Origin of the sequence: Planococcus sp. ISL-110 (assembly GCF_018613575.1) — a bacterium.
Lineage (GTDB): Bacteria > Bacillota > Bacilli > Bacillales_A > Planococcaceae > Planococcus.
Genome location: NZ_JAGGPX010000014.1, coordinates 40,503 through 62,267 on the forward strand (window position 1 = coordinate 40,503; position 21,765 = coordinate 62,267).

A 21,765-nucleotide genomic window follows, 5' to 3' on the forward strand; every position below is an offset into this window, starting at 1 on the left:
ACTACATCGTCATCATAATCTGTGTCATACTGATTTTCTTCCTGTACAATAAAGCTTTGGGATCGATACCGTTTATGATTCTGGCGCTCTATTTGTTTTATTTTGGGTGGAAACAAATAGAACCGAGAAAAAAGAAAACACGGTAGCGGAGACTAGTTAGTTTGTATATAATGAATTAAGTTACGAAAGAAGAAGGGACGTGCACGGAATGAAAATTCGTGAATTATCTAAGGAAGAATTGATAGAAGAGTCATTTGTTGACTTGACATATGCAATGTTGGAAGAGACGCACGAAACAAAAACCTATGCGGAACTGGTTGCAGAAATCGAGAAATTGCTGAACCTATCTAAAGAGGATATGAAAGACCGCTTGGTTCAATTCTATACAGACTTGAATATTGATGGCCGCTTTTTGATCTTGGGCGAAAACCGCTGGGGCCTTCGCGAGTGGTATCCGGTTGAACAGATTGAAGAAGAATCGGCACCGACTGTTAAAGCACGCAAAAAGAAAGCCAAAGTGGCTGACGATGAAGGCTTCGACGATCTGGATGAATTATCATTGGAAGACGAATTGGAGTTTGAGGACTTCGGTGAAGATGACGATGATGACGATGACGACGAAGTGGTCAAGTCGCCGGTCGAAGCGGAAGTGATTGATTTTGACGCAGAGGACGACGATGACGACGTTGGTGTTTTGGTTGAAGACCTTGACGGCAACATCATTGATGATGAAGAAGACGACGATGACGATGATGAAGAAGATGACTTGAAGTAATCTGAACATTTTTTCACCTTGACTTATGAGGCTAGACTGGATAAGATTTTACTGGGCTCCTTAAAATAGGAGAGATGATTCGTACAGTTTACGCGCTCCCCCTGCATATGCAGCAGGTGGAGCGCTTTTTATTTTTACCATTCGAGGAGGAAGCAGGCATGACGAAGTATATATTTGTAACCGGTGGCGTTGTATCATCACTCGGTAAAGGGATTGTGGCCGCATCATTAGGGCGTTTATTGAAAAACAGAGGGTTGAATGTAACAATTCAAAAATTCGATCCGTACATCAATATCGACCCGGGAACAATGAGCCCGTATCAGCACGGAGAAGTTTTCGTGACAGATGATGGTGCAGAGACGGATTTGGATCTTGGCCATTACGAACGTTTTATCGATATCAATTTAAACAAATACTCGAACGTAACAACCGGGAAAGTCTATTCGACTGTTATCCAAAAAGAACGCCGCGGCGATTATCTGGGCGGAACGGTTCAAGTTATTCCACACATCACGAATGAAATCAAAGACCGTCTATTGCGCGCTGCCAAAACAGCAAAAGCGGACGTAGTCATCACAGAAATTGGCGGCACCGTTGGCGATATCGAATCATTGCCATTCCTCGAAGCGATCCGTCAAATGCGTTCCGATCTTGGGCGCGACGAAGTCATGTACGTCCACTGTACCTTGATTCCATACTTGGGTGCAGCTAAGGAAATGAAAACAAAACCGACGCAGCACAGTGTAAAAGAACTTCGCAGCCTTGGCATTCAGCCGAACCTGATCGTCGTGCGCACAGAACACCCAGTGCCACAGGACATGAAAGACAAAATTGCGTTGTTCTGCGACATTAAGCCGGAAGAAGTAATCGAATCACGCGATGTTGACGTGATTTACGAAATGCCGCTTCGCCTTCAGGAGCAGCATATGGACCAGATTGTCCTGGATCATTTCGGAATTGAAGCACCAGAAGCAAATATGACGGAATGGAAAGCGCTTGTTGAAAAAGTACAATCTCTTAAAAACAGTGTTCGCATCGGCCTTGTCGGAAAATATGTAGAATTGCAGGATGCCTATATTTCTGTAGTGGAATCATTGAAACATGCCGGTTTCGCATTCGATTCTGAAATTGAAGTGGATTGGATCAACGCTGAACACATTAACGCGGATAACGTAGCAGAGAAATTGAAAGACTGCGACGGCATCCTGGTTCCAGGTGGCTTTGGCGACCGTGGAGTGGAAGGGAAAATCGCAGCGACTCAATTTGCACGTGAAAACAACGTACCGTTCTTTGGTATTTGCTTGGGCATGCAGTTGGCTTCTGTCGAATTTGCACGCAACATCATGAACTTAGAAGGCGCACATTCTTCTGAACTGAACGCTAAGACGCCTTACCCGGTCATCGATCTATTGCCTGAACAAAAAGACATCGAAGACTTGGGTGGAACACTTCGCCTTGGCTTGTACCCTGCAAAACTTACAAAAGGTTCAAAAGCGCACGAAGCTTACGGCGAAGAGTTGGTTTACGAAAGACACCGCCACCGTTATGAATTCAACAACGAATACCGCGAAGCATTTGAGAATGCCGGATTCAAATTTACAGGCACCAGCCCGGATGGCCGCTTGGTGGAAATTATTGAAGTTGCCGACCACCCGTGGTTCGTGGCTTGCCAATTCCACCCGGAGTTCATTTCACGTCCGAACCGTCCGCAGCCATTGTTCCGTGAATTTGTAAAAGCATCCATCGCCAATAAGTAAACAAATGGCAAAAGCCTTCCCTTGAAAAAAGGGAAGGCTTTTGCGCATGGATTGTTCTATTCAGCCAGCAATTCGTCGATGCTCAGCCTGACAGCATAGTAAATATAGAGCGCGGCGATAGCATGCGGAACCAACGCAGGCATGCCATCGTCCTGTACCGGGAAGTCCGCTGGGCTATCCAACAGCAGAAAGGCATCGGCTAATTCACTTTGGTCCGATTGCGATGAAACAAACGCGAACGGGATGCCGGCATCGGACAATCTTCCAGCCAGCTCATCCCCTTCTTTATCGGGAGCCAGAATCCAGACGCGATCGGTGCTGGTGACGATGCTGGCAGGCGACCATTCCGCTGCAGCTGTTAAGGGTTTTTCGCTGTTGATGGCCACGGCGGTTACGGCCTTCATTTCCCCGGAGGCTGCGATAAAGATGGTGCCTTCCGCAATCGCGGCCTGCGCCAAAACGCCGGCGATGCTGTTGATGGCGTCTTGCTGCTGAGACAGGCGTTCAAACAAACGGTTCAACTGTGCAGTTAAAGAATTCATCATTTTCACCTCGTAAAAAAAGTATAGCAGATAAAGGAGTGGCTCTTCTTGAAAACCATTTTGATTGTAGACGATCAACCAGGCATCCGGCTGTTGCTAAAAGAAGTGTTCAGCAAAGAAGGATACCGGGCGATCTCAGCAGGAAGCGGAAAAGAAGCACTTGAAAGAGTGCAGGAAGCCTGTCCGGACCTGGTGTTATTGGATATGAAAATCCCGGGAATGGATGGCATCGAGATCCTGAAGCGCTTAAAGAAAAGCAACGCTGGTGTCCATGTCATCATGATGACCGCTTATGGCGAACTCGACCTCATCAAAGAATCGATGAACTGGGGAGCGGCGCGTTATTTCACCAAGCCGTTTGATGTCTTTGAAGTGCGTGACGCAGTCAAGCAACTGCTGGAAGAGTAAACAACGAAGAAGTGGCGTAAATACAGGGTTTTTGATATAGTATAAAAGATATTCGCTTTACACATTGTCGAGGAGGAATACTAAATGCCGTTAGTTTCAATGAAAGAAATGATGATAAAAGGAAAACAAGAAGGATATGCAATCGGTCAATTCAACTTAAACAACCTGGAGTTCACACAGGCAATACTTCAAGCTGCACAAGAAGAGAACTCTCCAGTCATTTGTGGAGTTTCTGAAGGTGCAGCCCGTTACATGGGTGGCTTCACAACAGTTGTTAATATTGTCAAAGGGTTGATGCATGACTATAAAATCACCGTTCCTGTAGCAATTCACTTGGATCACGGTTCAAGCTTTGAAAAATGCAAAGAAGCGATTGATGCCGGATTTACTTCGGTTATGATCGATGCCTCTCATCATCCTTTCGAAGAGAATATCGAAATCACGAAACAAGTAGTGGAATATGCACGCAAACATAATGTTTCCGTAGAAGCGGAATTAGGAACTGTCGGCGGACAGGAAGATGACATCATTGCAGATGGCGTCATTTATGCGGATCCGCAGGAATGCAAGAAAATGGTCGATGAAACAGGAATCGACTGCCTGGCACCAGCACTTGGTTCAGTTCACGGTCCTTATAAAGGCGAACCGAACCTAGGGTTTGCGGAAATGGAAGAAATTTCCCAGCTATGTGACGTGCCGCTTGTATTGCACGGTGGAACAGGAATCCCGACAAAAGATATTCAGCGCTCTGTTTCTCTTGGTACATCAAAGATTAACGTCAACACGGAAAGCCAGATTACATCGGCTCAAGCAGTCCGCGACAAATTGAACAGCGATCCGGATGTCTATGATCCCCGCAAATACTTGGGACCAGGCCGCGACGCAATCAAAAAGACTGTAATCGGCAAAATGCGTGAGTTCGGAAGTTCAGGAAAAGCAGAATAAGGTGACAAAAAAGATGGGAGAGAAGCGTTAAAATGACGCCTTCTCTTTTTCCCGTCATACAGGAGGAAAACAACTATGAAATTTTTCATCGATACAGCAAACTTTGACGAAATCAAAGAAGCACATGCCTGGGGTATTCTTTCAGGTGTTACAACCAATCCATCATTGGTCGCAAAAGAGAAAAATGTTTCATTCCACGACCGCTTGAAAGAAATCGCAGCGCTTGTTGACGGTTCGATCAGCGGAGAAGTTATTGCACTTGATGCAGAAGGCATGATCAAAGAAGGCCGCGAACTGGCTGATCTTGCTCCAAACATCACCGTGAAATTGCCAATGACGCCAGACGGCTTGAAAGCTTGTGCGGTTCTTGCATCAGAAGGCAAAAAAGTAAACGTTACTTTAATCTTCAGTGCCAACCAGGCATTGCTTGCAGCACGTGCCGGAGCGGCATACGTTTCTCCGTTCCTTGGGCGCCTTGACGATATCGGACACAATGGCATGGACTTGATTGCAACAATTGCAGAAATTTTTGCCATCCATGATATTTCTTCAGAAATCATTGCGGCTTCAATCCGTCACCCACAGCACGTAACAGAAGCTGCTTTGAATGGTGCACATATCGCCACTATGCCGATCAAAGTGATGCACCAAATGTTCAAGCACCCATTGACAGATCAGGGAATCGAAGCATTCCTTGCTGACTGGGAAAAACGTTCTGTAGAAGATGGTGTAAAATAAAAAACTTCAATCAGTGGATTGCCCGCCCAAAAAGCGGGGATTGTGCTGGCCGTTAAAGCGGCAAAATTGAAGTTGTGGCCGGCAGCCATCCTGGACGCCGAAACAATGTAACTTTTCAGGCCAATCGAGCTGAAGGAAAAGTGGAAAAAGGAGAAATTTAATGGATGTTTATAAAATAAAGGGCGGTAATCGCCTTTCCGGAACAATTAAAGTCAATGGTGCCAAAAACAGTGCTGTTGCTTTGATTCCTGCATCGATTTTGGCGAATTCGCCTGTATCGATCGAAGGTTTGCCGGGAATTTCCGATGTATGGACACTGAAAAACATTTTGGAAGAAATTGGTGGGGAAGTCTCCTTTGAAGATGGGACGATGAACATCGATCCATCGAAAATGATTGATATGCCTTTGCCGAACGGCAATGTGAAAAAATTGCGTGCTTCCTATTATATGATGGGCGCAATGCTCGGCCGCTTTAAGCACGCGGCAATCGGTTTGCCAGGCGGCTGTTTCTTAGGGCCTCGCCCAATCGATCAGCACATCAAAGGCTTTGAGGCGCTTGGTGCAAAAGTGACGAACGAACACGGCGCCATCTATTTGCGGGCCGATGAACTTCGCGGCGCTAAAATTTACCTGGATGTCGTCAGTGTTGGCGCAACCATCAACATCATGCTCGCCGCTGTTCTTGCAAAAGGCCAGACGACTATCGAAAATGCGGCAAAAGAGCCGGAAATTATTGATGTAGCGACCCTATTGACCAATATGGGCGCGAAAATCAAAGGAGCCGGCACAAATGTCATTCGAATTGATGGCGTGGAAGAATTGCACGGCACCAACCATACGATCATACCTGACCGGATTGAAGCCGGAACGTTCATGATCATGGCTGCTGCAGCAGGGGATGGCATCACAATCGATAACGTCATTCCATTCCATATGGAAGCATTAACTGCCAAACTACGTGAAATGGGCGTTGATGTGCAGGAAGGCGAAGAATCGATTTATATTCCTAAATCTAACAATCTGAAGGCGATAGATGTGAAGACCTTGGTGTATCCAGGATTTGCGACAGACCTTCAACAGCCATTTTCCGTGTTGATGACGCAGGCTCAAGGATCTTCCATGATCACTGATACCATCTACTCGGCACGCTTTAAGCATATTGACGAACTTCGCCGTATGAATGCAAGCGGCCGTGTTGAAGGAAGAGCGGCGATGATTACAGGTCCGACTCCGTTGACCTCGGCAACCGTTGTAGCATCCGATTTGCGTGCAGGAGCAGCATTGGTCATTGCTGGACTGCTGGCAGAAGGCGAAACTGAAATCCGTGAAATTTATCATATCGAACGAGGCTATTCGTCGATCATCGAAAAATTGCAGGGTCTTGGCGCTGACATCCGGAGAGAGACGATTGACCCGGTGGCAAGCGTGAAGTCTGACCTTAGCCAGGACGCAAACTGACTCTCTTTTAGCGTAAAAATATATGCTACAATAATGAAGACATAGAGTTAAAGCTGAACTGGAGGAACTTATAATATGGAACGAAGTCTATCGATGGAATTAGTGCGTATCACTGAGGCGGCAGCAATTGCTTCTTCAAAATGGATGGGCCGCGGCATGAAGGTCGAAGCGGATGAAGCAGCGACCACTGCAATGAGAACGGTATTTGATACCATTCCAATGCGTGGTGTAGTAGTCATCGGTGAAGGTGAGATGGATGAAGCGCCCATGCTGTATATCGGTGAAGAATTAGGAACGGGCAACGGTCCGGAAGTGGACGTTGCAGTAGATCCTTTAGAAGGAACAAATATTGTCGCCGCTGGCGGATGGAATGCTTTGGCAGTTCTTGCAATCGCGGACCGCGGCAATCTTCTGAATGCACCTGATATGTACATGGAAAAAATCGCGGTTGGGCCGGAATCAGTAGGCAAAATCGACATTAACGCACCAGTCATCGACAACCTTCGTGCAGTGGCAAAAGCCAAGAATAAGGACATCGAAGAAGTCGTGGCCACAATTATGGACCGCCCGCGCCATCAGGATATCATTGACCAGATCCGTGCAGCGGGAGCCCGCATCAAACTGATCGATGACGGTGATATAGCCGGTGCGATCAATACCGCATTTGATCAAACAGGTGTTGACATTCTTTTTGGAACTGGCGGAGCACCCGAGGGTGTCATTGCTGCAGTCGGCTTAAAATGCCTGGGCGGCGAAATCCAAGGGAAACTGGTTCCCCAGAACGAAGAAGAAGCGCAGCGCTGCATCGATATGGGCATTGATGTAAGTAAAGTGCTGATGATGAATGACCTCGTCAAAGGCGATGATGCCATTTTTGCGGCTACAGGCGTCACAGACGGCGAATTATTAAAAGGCGTCCAGCTCAAAGGTGGTTTCGCCGAAAGCCATACATTGGTTATGCGTGCGAAATCAGGAACCGTCCGCTTTATTGAAGGGCGTCACAGCCTGCAGAAAAAGCCGAATCTTGTAATGAACGATTAACGATCCTACTTCATAAAATGAGTCCGGCAAATTGCCGGACTTCTTCTTTAAGGTCTTCTCAATCATTCACTGCTGATCCTCCAACTTATCTACAAACCAAAAATAATACGAATAAGAGTGGTGTCCGATATATGGCAACGATAACAATCTCCGCATTGGAGAACATGACATTAAAAGAACTTTATAATTTAGCAAAAGAATATAAGTTGATCAATTACAGTAAGCTGACCAAAAAGGAACTGATTTTCGCGATTTTGAAAACGCGTGCAGAACAGGAAGGTTTCTTCTTCATGGAAGGCGTTTTGGAGATTATCCAATCGGAAGGCTTTGGTTTTCTGCGGCCGATCAATTATTCACCGAGTTCACAGGACATTTATATCTCCGCTTCTCAAATCCGCCGTTTTGATTTGAGAAATGGCGATAAAGTTTCTGGGAAAGTGCGTCCGCCAAAAGAAAATGAACGCTATTTCGGTTTGCTTCAAGTGGAAGCGGTAAACGGTGAAGATCCGGAAGTGGCGAAAGAACGCGTCCATTTCCCGGGGCTTACGCCGCTTTATCCGGACCGCCATATTCGTTTGGAAACGACGCCGGATCATTTGTCCACACGCATCATGGACCTGGTCGCACCAGTCGGCTTTGGCCAACGCGGTTTGATTGTTGCGCCACCGAAAGCCGGTAAAACCATGCTGCTGAAAGAAATTGCCAATTCAATCACCACCAACCATCCGGAAGCGGAATTGATTGTCCTGCTGATTGATGAGCGTCCCGAAGAAGTGACGGATATCGAGCGGTCGGTGGATGCAGATGTTGTATCATCGACATTCGATGAAGTGCCTGAAAACCATGTCAAAGTTGCTGAACTGGTCCTTGAGCGTGCGATGCGCCTCGTCGAGCATAAACGCGACGTCGTCATTTTGATGGACTCGATTACACGCTTGGCCCGAGCATATAATTTGGTTATTCCGCCGAGCGGCCGTACGCTATCAGGAGGAATCGATCCAGCAGCTTTCCATCGGCCTAAACGCTTTTTTGGAGCAGCACGTAATATCGAAGAAGGCGGCAGCTTGACTATTTTAGCCACTGCTCTAGTGGAAACGGGATCACGTATGGACGAAGTCATTTATGAGGAATTTAAAGGAACGGGCAACATGGAATTGCATCTTGACCGATCTTTGGCAGAACGCCGCATCTTCCCAGCACTTGATATTCGCCGTTCCGGAACACGCAAAGAGGAATTGCTGATCGAGCCGAAGCAGCTTGAAAAGCTTTGGTCCATTCGAAAAACCTTCTCGGATACGCATGATTTCGGTGAACGTTTCTTGAGGAAAATGAGCCAAACAGATACGAACGAAGAATTCTTTGAGCAATTGGCAACCGAGATGAAGACCCACCGAAGCAATAAGAAGATGATTTAATTGCTTGCAAAAGATAGGGCGATTTGATATGATTATGAGAGTGAAATAAAGCAAAGCTATTGCATATACGGTCTGAAGAACCGTGTAAGGCAATAGTAAAATAGATTAAACTCTGTTCCAGATGGTTCAGGGCGAGAGGAGAAAATAGTATGAAAACAGGTATTCATCCAGATTACAAACAAGCTACAGTAACTTGCTCATGTGGGAATTCTTTCACAACTGGTTCTGTAAAAGAAAAAATCAGCGTTGAGCTTTGCTCTGAATGTCATCCATTCTACACTGGACGTCAGAAATTCGCATCAGCAGATGGCCGCGTAGATCGTTTCAACAAAAAATACGGCCTAAAAGAAGAAATCAGCGAGTAATATTGGCTAAGCGCTGGACTGGAAGTGGAAGTTCTCAATTTGTGAATTTCCATCTTCCTGTTCCTTGCTTTCCGGTAGCAATTAAAATTATACCTGCCTAGCGCGCAAACGCCTGGCGGGTATTTTTTTTTCGTCTTTTATCCCAAAAAGCGCCTTACATATTCCGAAAAACAGCAAGCTGCAGTATTATTTTTGGTATGATAAAGAGAAACTTCACTTATGTGGAAGTGCCTTGTTCCCGCAAGTTGGAAAGCGAAAATCACTGCGCTCTGCTGGCCATAAAGCCTTAATAAAAAAACAACAAAGTGTTTGAAAGGGGTCTCACCTATGTACGTCATGAAACAAACTGGCTGGGTTGAATTGATCTGTGGCAGCATGTTTTCCGGGAAGTCGGAAGAACTGATCCGCCGCGTCCGCCGTTCCCAATTCGCTAAGCAAAAAATTGCTGTCTTTAAACCGAAAATCGATGACCGTTACAGCAAAGAAGCGGTCGTTTCGCATAATGGAGCAACTGTGATTGCCCTGCCAATTTCCCGGTCAACTGAAATGTGGGAATACATTACCGATGAATTCGATGTCATTGCCATAGATGAAGCTCAATTTTTTGATGAAGACATCATCGAAAATGTACAAAAACTTGCCAACCACGGTTTCCGTGTCATCGTTGCTGGACTCGATCAGGACTTCAGAGGCCGTCCATTCGGCCCGATGCCGGCATTGTTGGCAATTGCCGAGCAAGTGACAAAGCTTCAAGCAGTCTGCACGGTTTGCGGTTCCCCGGCAAGCCGGACACAGCGCCTGATCGACGGAAAACCGGCAGGATCGGATGACCCGACAATCCTGGTAGGCGCATCAGAAGCCTACGAGCCCCGCTGCCGCCATCACCACGAAGTACCGGCTGGTGTGACTGTTAAGTGAATAAAATATAAATAGCAGCCAGCATTGTTGAACCTAAAGAAATCGCTGTAGGCAGACGCTGTCGGGCCCACAGGATGTGGAGCATGCAACTAGCGTGCCAGGACGTCGCGATGCCAGTTGCCAAGGGCATGGCCTCTGTCGGACTCGTTTGCGACGAAGCTAGCGCAGTGATGCAGGAGCATATCTTTGCCCTTTGCTGCCTTCCGCTCTTTCTTTTAAGAGTTATATAAATGCTTTTATGAGAATGAATATTAAGTATAAAAATATAATAGACTTATCTCTATATATTATTAGTGAAGACTGTTGTTATTTTTAAGATATGAAGCAAACTAGCGGAGACTCCCGCGGAGTAGCGAAGTGCCGAAATCCACTCGGGCGATAAGCCCGAGTTAGTTCGGCGCTAGCCCGCAGGAAAGCGGAGCTGGTTTGCGGAATGTCAAATCTACAATAAAAACTAGAACTCGAGGTGACATCCATGTTTGATCGATTACAATCAGTGGAAGACAGGTATGACCGTTTAAATGAATTACTGAGTGACCCGGATATCATCAGCGATACCAATAAGCTGCGTGAGTATTCCAAAGAACAATCCGACCTGCAGGAAACGGTCGAAACTTACCGCGAATACAAAGATTTGACGACTCAATTAGAAGAAGCGAAAGCCATATTCGATGATAAGATAGATGCTGACATGCGCGAAATGGTCAAAGAAGAAGTCAATGAACTGGAAGGGCAAATTACTGTCGTCGAAGAGCGCCTTCACAAGCTATTGATTCCAAAAGATCCGAACGATGACAAAAACGTCATCATGGAAATCCGTGGAGCAGCGGGCGGAGATGAAGCGGCTTTATTCGCCGGTGACCTATACCGCATGTACACGCGTTTTGCTGAATCCAATGGCTGGAAAGTGCAAGTGATGGATTCAAGCCCGACCGGACTTGGCGGGTTCAAGGAAATCGTCTTTATGATCACAGGAAAAGGCGCTTATTCAAAAATGAAATATGAAAACGGTGCGCATCGCGTACAGCGGGTTCCGGAAACCGAGTCTGGCGGCCGAATCCACACCTCTACTGCTACGGTGGCTTGTTTGCCGGAAGTGGAAGAAGTTGAAATTGAAATACACGACAACGATATTCGGACAGATACTTATGCGTCTTCCGGCGCGGGTGGACAATCTGTCAACACGACGATGTCAGCCGTTCGCTTGACGCATCTTCCGACCAATACAGTAGTAACCTGTCAGGACGAAAAATCACAGATCAAAAACAAAGCGAGCGCAATGAAAGTATTGCGTGCACGCGTCTACGAGAAATTCCAGCAGGAAGCTCAGGCTGAATATGACGCAGTCCGCAAATCTGCAGTTGGAACGGGCGACCGTTCTGAACGGATCCGGACATATAATTTCCCTCAAAACCGCGTTACGGATCACCGGATCGGCTTAACGATCCAGAAACTGGACCAGATTTTGCAGGGGAAAATGGATGAAATCATCGATGCCCTGATTGTGGAAGAACAGTCTGCACGCATGGAAAGCCTGAACAATGACCAAGCTTAAGTATGTTTATGAGGCCCTCAAGAGGGCTTCTTCTTATTTAGAGGAGAACGGAAGGGAAGAAGGGGCTGCACGCATTCTTCTTCAGCATGAATTGGGCCTTTCGTATTCCGGTTTGATCTCCTCGATGCGCGATACGATCAGTGAACAGCAATTTGAAAAGTTCTGGAAAAATGTTGAGCAGCACGCCAAAGGAATTCCGGTTCAGCATTTGACCGGCAGTGAAGAATTCTATGGAAGAAACTTTCTAGTCAATCCGGACGTATTGATTCCAAGGCCGGAAACAGAAGAGTTAATAGAAGAAACGCTTGGGCTGATCAACCGCTATCTGACGAAAAAAGAGTTGGCCATTGCCGATATTGGAACAGGAAGCGGAATTATCGCCATCACCATGAAATGCGAATTGCCGGACGCGCAGGTTGTGGCGACGGACATTTCGCAGCCGGCGCTGGAAACGGCAACCCGAAATGCTGAGCGCTTGAATGCAGAAATCGACTTTCGTCTAGGAGACTTGAGTGAGCCGATCCGAGATGGGAAATGGGATGTTATTTTATCCAATCCGCCTTATATTGCTCACGCCGAAGCTCCTGGATTATCGGACAGCGTTCGCGACTTTGAACCGCATAGCGCATTGTTCGCAGAAAAGGAAGGCTTGGCTCTTTATGAAAAAATGGCGATGCAGCTTCCAGAGCTGCTCAACAAACCGGGGATTATCGGGTTCGAAATAGGTTATCAACAGGGACCGGCAGTCGAAAAAATGCTAAAAGACGCTTTTCCTGATTCCTTGGTCTATAGTAAAAAAGATATCAACAAAAACGACCGGATGGTTTTTGCCATTACACAGTAACTTATGCACAAATTACACACAATCTATGATAGTTTATCCACTGATTGTGGATAAGAGGTGGAAAACCCTTAAAAATAGGAGTTGTTCATGTGAAAACAAAAATTATTTCTGTGGATAAAAATGTGGATGAAGAAAATAATTATACACAGGCTGTGGAAATCCTTCGTGCAGGCGGAGTTGTCGCATTTCCGACTGAAACGGTATATGGATTGGGGGCGGACGCCACCAATCCGGAAGCAGTCGCTAAGATTTTTGAAGCAAAAGGCAGGCCAGCGGATAATCCACTGATTGTCCATGTCGATTCGAAAGAAACGGCTCTGGGCTATGTCCAGGAAGTTTCTCCGAAAGCGCTGCAATGCATGGATGCTTTTTGGCCGGGTGCATTAACCTTAATCATGCAGGCAAAATCGGGAACCTTTGCCAGCAATGTCACGGCAAACCTGGATACGGTCGGAATTCGCGTTCCGAACCATCCGGTGGCCTTGAATTTATTGCGGAAGCTGCAATTGCCTTTGGCTGCCCCAAGTGCCAACACCAGCGGCAAGCCCAGCCCGACATTGGCCGGGCATGTCTATCACGATATGGATGGCAGAATCCCTTTGATTTTGGATGGAGGGGCTACGGAAATCGGCATTGAGTCAACGGTCTTGGATATGACGAGCGAACCGCCGGTCATTCTGCGTCCGGGCAAGGTGTCGAAAGAACAGCTCGAGCAAGTGATTGGAACAGTTCGGTCGTCATCCCGAAACAAAAATAATATTCCGAAGTCACCGGGAATGAAGTATGTACATTATGCGCCCACTGCCCCTTTGTATTTGATTGAAAACGAAAAGGGTTTGATTGAAAAAGCGATCCAATACGTTCAGGAAAAAGGAAAGAGTGTAGCGGTTATCAGCAAAATCGAATATCCGACGGCTGACTATAATTTTCCGCTTTCCATGGAAAGCCTGTATGCCAGTTTGCGGAAATGCGATTCAACAGATGCCGACCTGATTTTGGCGTCGGTTGAAAGCGGCGTGCAGGATAACGATGCGTTGATGAACAGGCTCGAAAAAGCGGCGGATCATAAGTGGTTCAGCTGATCTATTGAGGGGGAGGGTGCAGCATGAAGATTCTTTTTGTTTGTACAGGCAATACATGCCGAAGCCCAATGGCTGAAGCTATCTTATCAGCCAGGAATCTGCCGGAAATAGAAGCGCGTTCCGCCGGCATATATGCCGGTATTGCGCCTCTTTCAAAAAATGCGCAAATGGTATTGGCCGAACAGCAAATTTCGTTCACGCATACGTCAAAGCCGCTCGACAGACAGGACATGCAATGGGCAGAATTAATTTTGACCATGACCCATTCGCATAAAATGGTGCTTTTGCAGGCTTTTCCTGAATTGGCGACCAAACTGTTTACGCTAAAAGAATTTGCAGATGGCTCAGCAGAGGATATCAGTGATCCATACGGCGGACCACTGGCGCTTTATGAGCAGACATTCCACGAACTCGAACTTTTAATTGACAAATTAATCGAAAAAACGACATAAGTCAAAAAGACAGAGGAGCCTCTCAGCGGTTTGTCTGTCTTTTTTGCGTAAAAATGTTAGAATTAATTAAAAGCGTGATGGACATTCGGCATAATTCGACAATAGCGCTTTTGCTGATCCATAAATTTGATTTCAAGAAAAGAGGGTATATCATGAGAGTGGCAATTTCATCAGATCACGGCGGCAACAACCTGCGCAAAGAAATCGTTAACCTAATGAACGAAATCGGTATCGAATATCAGGATTTTGGTCCCCACACAGATGATTCAGTGGATTATCCGGATTATGCAAAACCGGTTGCTGACCGCGTAGCGAGCGGCGAGTTTGATCGCGGAATTCTGATTTGTGGAACAGGCATCGGCATGTCCATTTCAGCCAATAAAGTCAAAGGCATCCGTTGTGCACTTGTGCATGATGTGTTCAGCGCAAAAGCGACGAGAGAACATAACGATTCCAATATTTTGGCAATGGGTGAGCGCGTCATTGGCCCAGGGCTTGCGCGTGAAATCGCCCAAACTTGGCTGACAGAAGAATTTGAAGGCGGCAGACACGAAAAACGCATCCAAAAAATCACAGACCTCGAAAAATAAGGAGGAGTCGGCATGCAAACATTATGGCAATTGCAACTTGAAGAGGTTTTGAGTGAATTAGAGCAGCAGATCAAATTCAGGAAGGGCCAAGTGTTTGTAGTCGGCTGCTCGACATCGGAAGTGGCAGGGAAACGGATCGGAACGGGCGGAGGGCTTGATATTGCAGAAAGCCTGTTTGAACCTTTAGAGAAATTTGCGGCACGCCATCACCTGTTTTTGGCTTTTCAAGGTTGTGAGCATATCAACCGTGCTTTGACGATAGAGCGGCGGGCAGCTGAAAAATATGGCTGGGAACCTGTCTCGGTAATTCCGGTCGCAAAAGCGGGTGGTTCGATGAGTGCCTATGCATTCAGCAATATGGCAGATCCGGTTGTGGTGGAAGAGATTCATGCCCACGCAGGGATTGATATTGGCCAAACAATGATCGGCATGCATTTGAAAAGAGTTGCCGTTCCATTGCGAACATCTGTTAAACTAGTAGGTGAAGCGGTTGTGGCAGCTGCAACGACGCGGCCGAAACTGATCGGTGGCGAACGTGCAAGCTACAATCGTGAGCTTGTTCAATCACGGGAGGGATATACAGATGGATTTGATTAAGGCGCAAGACCCAGCAGTATACGAAGCGATGAACGCAGAAAAAGAAAGACAGGAAGCGAATATCGAATTGATCGCCTCTGAAAACTTTGTCTCACAAGCTGTTATGGATGCACAGGGATCGGTATTGACGAACAAATACGCAGAAGGCTATCCGGGCAAACGCTATTACGGAGGCTGCGAATTTGTGGACGTCGTTGAAAATATCGCCCGCGACCGCCTGAAAGAAATTTTTGGTGCGGAGCATGCAAACGTTCAGCCACATTCTGGATCACAGGCCAATATGGCTGTCTATACAGCAGTTTTGGAAAAAGGCGATACCGTTCTTGGAATGAACTTGAACCATGGCGGACATTTGACGCATGGCAGCAAAGTGAATTTCAGCGGCATGCAGTACAATTTTGTTGAGTACGGTGTCACAGAAAAAGAGCAATTGATCGATTACGAAGCAGTACGCCAGGCAGCCTTGGAACACAAGCCGAAAATGGTCGTTGCTGGAGCAAGTGCTTATTCACGCCAATTGGATTTCGCTAAATTCCGTGAAATTGCTGATGAAGTCGGCGCGTACCTGATGGTCGACATGGCGCATATTGCTGGTCTTGTCGCAACCGGAGCCCATTCCAATCCTGTCCCTCATGCCCATTTTGTTACATCGACTACGCATAAGACACTTCGTGGACCACGCGGTGGCTTGATTCTCTGCAATGCGGAATTTGCGAAAAAAATCGATAAAACCATATTCCCGGGAATTCAAGGCGGCCCGCTTATGCACGTGATCGCAGCAAAAGCTATTGCATTCGGCGAAGCGCTGCAGCCGGAATTCAAAACCTATATTGAACAAGTCGTAAAAAACGCCAATGCACTTGCTGAAGGCTTGATCGCTGAAGGCGTCGACATCGTTTCAGGCGGCACAGACAACCATTTGCTGTTGCTCGACCTTCGCTCGTTGAAACTGACAGGGAAAGTCGCAGAACATGTATTGGATGAAGTCGGTATTACGACAAACAAAAATACCATTCCTTTTGATCCGGAAAGCCCATTTGTCACTTCGGGTATCCGTTTAGGAACTGCAGCCGTTACGTCCCGTGGCTTTAAAGAAGCGGAAATGAAGGAAATTGCTTCCATCATGGCAATGCTTCTGAAAAACCCGGAAGACGAATCCGTGAAAAAAGATGCTGCAGACCGTACAGCCCAATTGACAGCTGCGCATCCACTATATAAATAAATTCATACAGCTGCCAGGTGACACTGCTTGGCAGCTGTATTTTTTACCTGCAAAAGTTGAACTAGAGCCTTACGTTTTCCAAACGGTTAAAGAGGGAAAAGCTAAAGAGGCCACTTTATGCTCTTAGGTAAACAAAAGAAACACGCAAGCTTACTTTTGAATTTAATTCCAATGAATTCCTGAGCTTAACCCAAAGCAGCTGAAGCGTCGGGAAAGAATAATCTTCTTTGCATCATAATAAATACATAGAACTGTTTACAGGAGGGACGCGTCGTATGCACACGCATGAACTGAAGAGAGATAAAAAGGTAATCATGGAGTGGCTGCGCCGTCTGGGCGTTGAGTTCCACACGTCGTTTTTGGTCGTCAATTCGGATATGGAAAATCAGCCCGTTGTCTATGCAAACGACGCCTTTTATAAAATGATCGGTTATAGCGAAGCAGAAACGTTGGGACGCAATGGTCGTTTTTTGCACGGTGAAAAAACGTCTAAAGAAGCAAGCGACAAAGTACGTGCCTGCGTGGATGCTGCTGAAAGCGGTATAGTTGAAATTGTCAATTACCGAAAAAATGGGACGCCTTTCTGGAATGAAATAACAGTCCAGCCTTTGTCGTTTCCGGAGAGAAGTTTGAAATTCACCTTGATGCTGCAGCATGACATCACAAATCGCAAACGCGCGGAAGCCTTGATCAAACTGCAAAAAGAGACCTATACGGGAATTGAAAGAGGCTATATGCTGAGCATGCTCCTGCAGAATATTTGCCATACTGCCGAATCATTCTTCATTGATGGTGCAAAATGTACGGTTTTGCTGATTGATGAGACCGAGCTGTACAAAGTTGGTGCGGCGAAATCCATGCCAAAGGGCTTTCTGGATGCCATCAGCGGCCTTGAGGTAGAGGAAGATATTGGAAGTTGCGGAGCGGCATTTCACAGGCAGCAGCCGGTGATTACAGAGGATATGAGCACAGATTATCTATGGCGGAATCATCAGCATTTGGTGAGAGACTATAAGCTAGTATCAAGCTGGTCAATTCCGATAATGAGTGTTGAAGGAACTGCAATCGGTACCTTTGGCATCTATTTTCCAGCAACCTCGGTTCCCCATGAAAAAGATTTGGTGTTCATGGAGGAAATCGCTTCGATTGCTTCTTTGGCGATCAAGTATTCTCGCCAGCAGGAAGAAATTTTGCGACTTGCCTACATAGATGAAAATACGGATTTGCCTAATCGAAATTACTTCAGAAATGAAATTGTTGAGTTGATGAAGGAAAAACAGGAAGGCTTTATCGCATTTATTTCAACAGATGAATACGTCAAAGTCGTTGATCAATACGGACATCGAGCAGGAGATACCGTCATCAATGAAATCGGCAAACGGTTGACGCTGTCGCAAAGTTCCTCGGAAGATTTGATCGTCCGCTTTTCAGATTCGACACTGGCCATGTACAGCATGACACCTTTCATCAAAATTCCGGAGTTTCTGGATCAGCTTTTGCATGGGCTTGTGGAACCGATTACGGTCGGAGACATGGAATTGTTCCTGACTTTAAAAATGGGTGTAGCTATTGTAACGCCCAACCAGAAGGATACGGAGGAATTGATTCGTTGTGCGGATAGTGCACTGTCCCAGGCAAAACTCCGCACGGGAGAAGCCATCTGTTATTTTGAGAGTGAACATGACGAGTTTATGATGAAAGATCTGCGTGTGGCCAATGAATTGACGGCAGCACTCCGGCGCAATGAGGTCGGTGTCCATCTCCAGCCCAAAGTTGATCTGGCAAGCGGCGAGATCTTAAGCTTTGAAGCGCTGGCCCGGTGGACCTCGCCGGATCTTGGGAATATTCCGCCGGATATCTTTATTCCGGCTGCTGAAAAAAACGGCAAGATTCGTTTGTTGGAACAAAATGTACTGAAGCATGTATTGGGCTGGATGAAAAAAAGAGTCGAGCAGGACTTGAAGCTTCGGCAAGTAGCCATCAATATATCTGCAGACCATTTTTTCCATCACTCTTTTGTGCCGAATCTGATGGATGTGACTGAGGAGTACGGCATCGATCCCCAGTGGATTCAATTGGAGATTACAGAACGAATTGGTTTTGTCGATATCGATGCTGCCAATAAAGTATTCAATCACCTGAAACGTTGCGGCTTTACGACTTCAATTGATGATTTCGGTACGGGTTACTCGTCGCTCAGCTACCTGCAGAAGCTACCTGTTGAAGAACTCAAGATCGACCGTTCTTTCATTTTCAATATGGCCGAGCCGGGGACGTTGGCGATCATCCGTACCATCATCCAGCTTGCGGAAAACTTAGACATACGTGCCGTTGCAGAGGGCGTGGAGACGGAACAGGATCGCCAAACATTGTTGGCCCTCGGCTGCAAAGTAGGCCAGGGGTACCTGTTCTACAAACCAATGCCGCTGAATGAAGCGTTTTTATTATAGAAAGAATAGCGCCCGCGGCTTCTGCTATGCGCTTGAACTTGCCAGACCATTTTGCAGCTGGCAAAACGTCTGGCACTGGGATATTGTTTTAAACTCTATGGCATTAAAGCGAAAACCGGGGAAATATCTCCCGGTTTTTTTCTTTGGAGAAATAAACCATAGGTGAAAATAACTGAATAATACCAAAGCAGGATCTGGCAACTTGAGCTAATGGTTTTCTGTTATACTATTTAAGATAAAGTTTGAAAAGGAGAGATAGGCCGTGGGAAAAGTATACGTTTTTGATCACCCGTTGATTCAGCACAAACTGACGTACATCCGTGATAAGTCAACAGGCACAAAAGAATTCCGTGAATTGGTTGATGAAATTGCCACATTGATGGCGTTTGAAATTACACGCGACTTACCGTTGCAGGAAATCGAAGTAGAAACGCCGGTTCAACTGGCAAAATCAAAAGTTCTTGCAGGAAAAAAATTGGGCGTTGTACCTATTTTGCGCGCAGGCATCGGCATGGTCGATGGAATTTTGAAATTGATTCCGGCTGCTAAAGTCGGACATATCGGTTTATACCGTGATCCGGTCACGCTTCAGCCGGTCGAGTATTATTTGAAACTGCCTTCCGATGTACAGGAACGCGACTTTATCGTCGTTGATCCGATGCTTGCTACGGGCGGATCTGCAATCGAAGCAGTCAACTCCATGAAAAAACGTGGCGCTACGAAAATCCGTTTCATGTGCATCATCGCAGCTCCTGAAGGTGTAGAAGCGCTTCAAGAGGCGCATCCTGATGTCGACATCTATATTGCGGCACTTGATGAAAAGTTGAATGAAAAAGGATACATCGTCCCAGGTCTTGGAGATGCTGGAGACCGGTTATTCGGAACAAAATAAGAGAGCGGGGTATATCAGCTTGACGAAAAAATGGAAAGTAATGACGATATTTGGTACGCGGCCTGAAGCCATTAAAATGGCGCCGCTTGTCCTGGAACTTCAAAAACACCCCGACACCATTGAACCGTTGGTAACAGTGACGGCTCAGCACCGGGAGATGCTTGACCAGGTACTGGAGACATTTGCGATTACACCCGATTTCGACCTGAACATCATGAAGGATCGCCAGACATTGACCGACGTAACAATGCGTGCAATGCAGGGGCTTGATCTGATCATGAAAGAAGCAAAGCCGGATATTGTGCTGGTGCATGGCGATACCACGACAACATTCGCTGCCAGCCTTGCCGCCTTTTACAATCAGGTTGCAGTCGGACATGTGGAAGCCGGTTTGCGTACGCATAATAAATACTCGCCATATCCTGAAGAAATGAACCGTCAGTTGACGGGCGTCATGGCGGATATTCATTTTTCACCAACTGAAAAATCAGCTCAGAACCTGCTGGACGAAAACAAGAAGGCAGAAACAATTTACATCACAGGGAATACAGCCATCGATGCGCTTCAAACAACGGTGCGTGAAACCTATACGCACCCGATTCTGGAGAAAATCGGCACGGACCGAATGATCTTGTTGACGGCACATCGCCGTGAAAACCTGGGACAGCCGATGCGCAACATGTTCCGTGCAATTAAACGCCTGATTAAAGAGCATGATGATATTCAAGTGGTTTATCCGGTACATATGAATCCGGCCGTGCGTGAAGTAGCGGATGAAGTGTTGGGCCGCGATGCGCGCATCCATTTGATTGAACCGCTGGAAGTACTGGATTTCCACAACTTTGCGGCTCGCTCGTTCTTTATCCTGACCGATTCAGGCGGAATCCAAGAGGAGGCGCCATCACTTGGCAAGCCGGTGCTGGTTTTGCGTGATACAACGGAACGCCCAGAAGGCATCTCTGCGGGAACCTTGAAGCTTGCAGGAACAGATGAAGAGACGATTTACGGAATGGCCAAGGAATTGCTGACGGATGAAGAAGCCTATAAGGCCATGTCCCAGGCATCCAATCCTTACGGGGATGGCAAAGCGTCTGTCCGGATCGTTGAAGCGCTTCATGCTTATTTTTCAAAGCTGTAAAAGAATAAACGGCCGATTCCGCATTTCTTTGTCCAGCTTCATCGGCCAGCTCCTCGGGTCGTAAGCCGGCCTTCCTGTGTGGCAAAAAGCGCCACTTCGGAATTCCGTCTTACGCCTGTCGGAGCAGAACGGCCGATTCCACATTTCATGACAAAGTTTGTCAACAATATGTCGGAGGAAAATCGCTTGTGAAGTTTTTCACTTCTACTAATTGACATGATTTTACCCCTAATGTATGCTTACAAAGGGTATGCATGAGAAGGTTTTCTTACATAGATTATGTGGTCTTAGAAGCCTGATGCGACGGCTCTTTTAGAGGGTTTAATGTCAAATCAACGAAGTTCGAGGGGGTTATCATGCGCCCAACAAAAAGTCCCTTACAAGCGATGGCAATTTACAGCGCCATCCTCTCACAACTTGTCGGGTCCGTACTCATCGGTGCGTTCACAGGTATGTGGCTCGATGAAAAGATCGGAACCGCCCCGTTTTTCATGATCATCTGCCTATTCATAGGCATCACTGCCGGTGTTTGGGCAATGCTTCAGACTGTCCGCAAATTCGAATCAGGAGACAAGTAAAA

The 21,765-nt window shown here is 46.6% G+C and carries 22 protein-coding genes; 21 read left to right on the forward strand and 1 reads right to left on the reverse strand.

The window, feature by feature from the left end; genetic code table 11:
• Nucleotides 1-208: 208 nt before the first annotated feature.
• Both rpoE and J7I83_RS09775 read left to right on the forward strand, forming a co-directional pair.
• A complete protein-coding gene (gene rpoE, locus J7I83_RS09770; RefSeq protein WP_215100519.1) occupies nucleotides 209-775 on the forward strand; it encodes a DNA-directed RNA polymerase subunit delta in 567 nt (188 codons plus the stop codon).
• A 158-nt stretch (nucleotides 776-933) separates the two neighbouring features.
• A complete protein-coding gene (locus J7I83_RS09775; RefSeq protein WP_215100520.1) occupies nucleotides 934-2,532 on the forward strand; it encodes a CTP synthase in 1,599 nt (532 codons plus the stop codon).
• Between the two features lie 56 nt (nucleotides 2,533-2,588).
• On the opposite strand, the gene J7I83_RS09780 is transcribed toward J7I83_RS09775, so the two are convergent.
• Nucleotides 2,589-3,074, reverse strand: a complete 486-nt coding sequence (locus tag J7I83_RS09780) for a DUF2529 family protein (protein WP_215100521.1) — start codon at nucleotides 3,072-3,074, stop codon at nucleotides 2,589-2,591.
• Nucleotides 3,075-3,122: 48 nt separating this feature from the next.
• Between J7I83_RS09780 and J7I83_RS09785 the strand changes: the two genes are divergently transcribed.
• The 19 genes from J7I83_RS09785 (at nucleotide 3,123) to J7I83_RS09875 (ending at nucleotide 21,763) form a co-directional block, all read left to right on the forward strand.
• Nucleotides 3,123-3,482 (forward strand): response regulator, encoded by a 360-nt coding sequence (locus J7I83_RS09785; RefSeq protein ID WP_215100522.1) that lies wholly within the window; start codon nucleotides 3,123-3,125, stop codon nucleotides 3,480-3,482.
• Nucleotides 3,483-3,566: 84 nt separating this feature from the next.
• Nucleotides 3,567-4,427 (forward strand): class II fructose-bisphosphate aldolase, encoded by an 861-nt coding sequence (locus tag J7I83_RS09790; RefSeq protein ID WP_215100523.1) that lies wholly within the window; start codon nucleotides 3,567-3,569, stop codon nucleotides 4,425-4,427.
• A 75-nt stretch (nucleotides 4,428-4,502) separates the two neighbouring features.
• Nucleotides 4,503-5,165, forward strand: a complete 663-nt coding sequence (fsa, locus tag J7I83_RS09795; RefSeq protein WP_215100524.1) for a fructose-6-phosphate aldolase — start codon at nucleotides 4,503-4,505, stop codon at nucleotides 5,163-5,165.
• A 160-nt stretch (nucleotides 5,166-5,325) separates the two neighbouring features.
• The gene (locus J7I83_RS09800; RefSeq protein ID WP_215100525.1) at nucleotides 5,326-6,624 is read left to right on the forward strand and encodes a UDP-N-acetylglucosamine 1-carboxyvinyltransferase; all 1,299 of its coding nucleotides are present in this window, start codon (nucleotides 5,326-5,328) and stop codon (nucleotides 6,622-6,624) included.
• 75 nt (nucleotides 6,625-6,699) lie between these two features.
• Nucleotides 6,700-7,665 carry a class II fructose-bisphosphatase gene (gene glpX, locus J7I83_RS09805; protein ID WP_215100526.1) on the forward strand — a complete coding sequence of 322 codons (966 nt, stop codon included), beginning with the start codon at nucleotides 6,700-6,702 and terminating at the stop codon, nucleotides 7,663-7,665.
• A gap of 131 nt (nucleotides 7,666-7,796) precedes the next feature.
• Nucleotides 7,797-9,080, forward strand: a complete 1,284-nt coding sequence (gene rho, locus J7I83_RS09810; protein ID WP_215100527.1) for a transcription termination factor Rho — start codon at nucleotides 7,797-7,799, stop codon at nucleotides 9,078-9,080.
• A gap of 149 nt (nucleotides 9,081-9,229) precedes the next feature.
• Nucleotides 9,230-9,445 (forward strand): 50S ribosomal protein L31, encoded by a 216-nt coding sequence (rpmE, locus tag J7I83_RS09815; RefSeq protein WP_215100528.1) that lies wholly within the window; start codon nucleotides 9,230-9,232, stop codon nucleotides 9,443-9,445.
• Nucleotides 9,446-9,772: 327 nt separating this feature from the next.
• Nucleotides 9,773-10,363, forward strand: coding sequence for a thymidine kinase (locus J7I83_RS09820; protein WP_215100529.1), 591 nt, complete (start codon nucleotides 9,773-9,775; stop codon nucleotides 10,361-10,363).
• A 475-nt stretch (nucleotides 10,364-10,838) separates the two neighbouring features.
• Nucleotides 10,839-11,918, forward strand: a complete 1,080-nt coding sequence (gene prfA, locus J7I83_RS09825) for a peptide chain release factor 1 (RefSeq protein WP_215100530.1) — start codon at nucleotides 10,839-10,841, stop codon at nucleotides 11,916-11,918.
• Nucleotides 11,905-12,762, forward strand: coding sequence for a peptide chain release factor N(5)-glutamine methyltransferase (gene prmC / locus J7I83_RS09830; RefSeq protein ID WP_215100531.1), 858 nt, complete (start codon nucleotides 11,905-11,907; stop codon nucleotides 12,760-12,762). Before prfA ends, prmC begins: the two co-directional genes overlap by 14 nt.
• A gap of 89 nt (nucleotides 12,763-12,851) precedes the next feature.
• On the forward strand, nucleotides 12,852-13,844 hold the full coding sequence (locus tag J7I83_RS09835; RefSeq protein ID WP_215100532.1) for an L-threonylcarbamoyladenylate synthase: 993 nt from the start codon (nucleotides 12,852-12,854) through the stop codon (nucleotides 13,842-13,844).
• A 23-nt stretch (nucleotides 13,845-13,867) separates the two neighbouring features.
• A complete protein-coding gene (locus J7I83_RS09840; RefSeq protein ID WP_215100533.1) occupies nucleotides 13,868-14,296 on the forward strand; it encodes a low molecular weight protein arginine phosphatase in 429 nt (142 codons plus the stop codon).
• Between the two features lie 152 nt (nucleotides 14,297-14,448).
• Complete coding sequence (gene rpiB / locus J7I83_RS09845) at nucleotides 14,449-14,886, forward strand: ribose 5-phosphate isomerase B (protein ID WP_065537361.1); 438 nt, start codon at nucleotides 14,449-14,451, stop codon at nucleotides 14,884-14,886.
• Nucleotides 14,887-14,898: 12 nt separating this feature from the next.
• Nucleotides 14,899-15,483: a TIGR01440 family protein gene (locus J7I83_RS09850; protein ID WP_215100534.1), complete on the forward strand. Its 585-nt coding sequence runs from the start codon at nucleotides 14,899-14,901 to the stop codon at nucleotides 15,481-15,483.
• Nucleotides 15,470-16,705, forward strand: a complete 1,236-nt coding sequence (gene glyA, locus J7I83_RS09855) for a serine hydroxymethyltransferase (protein WP_215100535.1) — start codon at nucleotides 15,470-15,472, stop codon at nucleotides 16,703-16,705. Before J7I83_RS09850 ends, glyA begins: the two co-directional genes overlap by 14 nt.
• Nucleotides 16,706-16,980: 275 nt before the next feature.
• The gene (locus J7I83_RS09860; protein ID WP_215100536.1) at nucleotides 16,981-19,155 is read left to right on the forward strand and encodes an EAL domain-containing protein; all 2,175 of its coding nucleotides are present in this window, start codon (nucleotides 16,981-16,983) and stop codon (nucleotides 19,153-19,155) included.
• 262 nt (nucleotides 19,156-19,417) lie between these two features.
• Nucleotides 19,418-20,047 carry a uracil phosphoribosyltransferase gene (upp, locus tag J7I83_RS09865; protein ID WP_215100537.1) on the forward strand — a complete coding sequence of 210 codons (630 nt, stop codon included), beginning with the start codon at nucleotides 19,418-19,420 and terminating at the stop codon, nucleotides 20,045-20,047.
• Nucleotides 20,048-20,066: 19 nt separating this feature from the next.
• Nucleotides 20,067-21,185 carry a non-hydrolyzing UDP-N-acetylglucosamine 2-epimerase gene (wecB, locus tag J7I83_RS09870; protein WP_285228684.1) on the forward strand — a complete coding sequence of 373 codons (1,119 nt, stop codon included), beginning with the start codon at nucleotides 20,067-20,069 and terminating at the stop codon, nucleotides 21,183-21,185.
• A gap of 356 nt (nucleotides 21,186-21,541) precedes the next feature.
• The gene (locus tag J7I83_RS09875) at nucleotides 21,542-21,763 is read left to right on the forward strand and encodes an AtpZ/AtpI family protein (RefSeq protein ID WP_215100538.1); all 222 of its coding nucleotides are present in this window, start codon (nucleotides 21,542-21,544) and stop codon (nucleotides 21,761-21,763) included.
• Nucleotides 21,764-21,765: the final 2 nt, after the last annotated feature.

Bases quoted from the DNA above. Each gene is read 5' to 3' on its own strand.
- rpoE (WP_215100519.1), top strand. From the start codon at position 209: ATGAAAATTCGTGAATTATCTAAGGAAGAATTGATAGAAGAGTCATTT.
- J7I83_RS09775 (WP_215100520.1), top strand. From the start codon at position 934: ATGACGAAGTATATATTTGTAACCGGTGGCGTTGTATCATCACTCGGT.
- J7I83_RS09780 (WP_215100521.1), bottom strand. From the start codon at position 3,074: ATGAATTCTTTAACTGCACAGTTGAACCGTTTGTTTGAACGCCTGTCT.
- J7I83_RS09790 (WP_215100523.1), top strand. From the start codon at position 3,567: ATGCCGTTAGTTTCAATGAAAGAAATGATGATAAAAGGAAAACAAGAA.
- fsa (WP_215100524.1), top strand. From the start codon at position 4,503: ATGAAATTTTTCATCGATACAGCAAACTTTGACGAAATCAAAGAAGCA.
- J7I83_RS09800 (WP_215100525.1), top strand. From the start codon at position 5,326: ATGGATGTTTATAAAATAAAGGGCGGTAATCGCCTTTCCGGAACAATT.
- glpX (WP_215100526.1), top strand. From the start codon at position 6,700: ATGGAACGAAGTCTATCGATGGAATTAGTGCGTATCACTGAGGCGGCA.
- rho (WP_215100527.1), top strand. From the start codon at position 7,797: ATGGCAACGATAACAATCTCCGCATTGGAGAACATGACATTAAAAGAA.
- rpmE (WP_215100528.1), top strand. From the start codon at position 9,230: ATGAAAACAGGTATTCATCCAGATTACAAACAAGCTACAGTAACTTGC.
- J7I83_RS09820 (WP_215100529.1), top strand. From the start codon at position 9,773: ATGTACGTCATGAAACAAACTGGCTGGGTTGAATTGATCTGTGGCAGC.
- prfA (WP_215100530.1), top strand. From the start codon at position 10,839: ATGTTTGATCGATTACAATCAGTGGAAGACAGGTATGACCGTTTAAAT.
- prmC (WP_215100531.1), top strand. From the start codon at position 11,905: ATGACCAAGCTTAAGTATGTTTATGAGGCCCTCAAGAGGGCTTCTTCT.
- J7I83_RS09840 (WP_215100533.1), top strand. From the start codon at position 13,868: ATGAAGATTCTTTTTGTTTGTACAGGCAATACATGCCGAAGCCCAATG.
- rpiB (WP_065537361.1), top strand. From the start codon at position 14,449: ATGAGAGTGGCAATTTCATCAGATCACGGCGGCAACAACCTGCGCAAA.
- J7I83_RS09850 (WP_215100534.1), top strand. From the start codon at position 14,899: ATGCAAACATTATGGCAATTGCAACTTGAAGAGGTTTTGAGTGAATTA.
- glyA (WP_215100535.1), top strand. From the start codon at position 15,470: ATGGATTTGATTAAGGCGCAAGACCCAGCAGTATACGAAGCGATGAAC.
- J7I83_RS09860 (WP_215100536.1), top strand. From the start codon at position 16,981: ATGCACACGCATGAACTGAAGAGAGATAAAAAGGTAATCATGGAGTGG.
- J7I83_RS09875 (WP_215100538.1), top strand. From the start codon at position 21,542: ATGCGCCCAACAAAAAGTCCCTTACAAGCGATGGCAATTTACAGCGCC.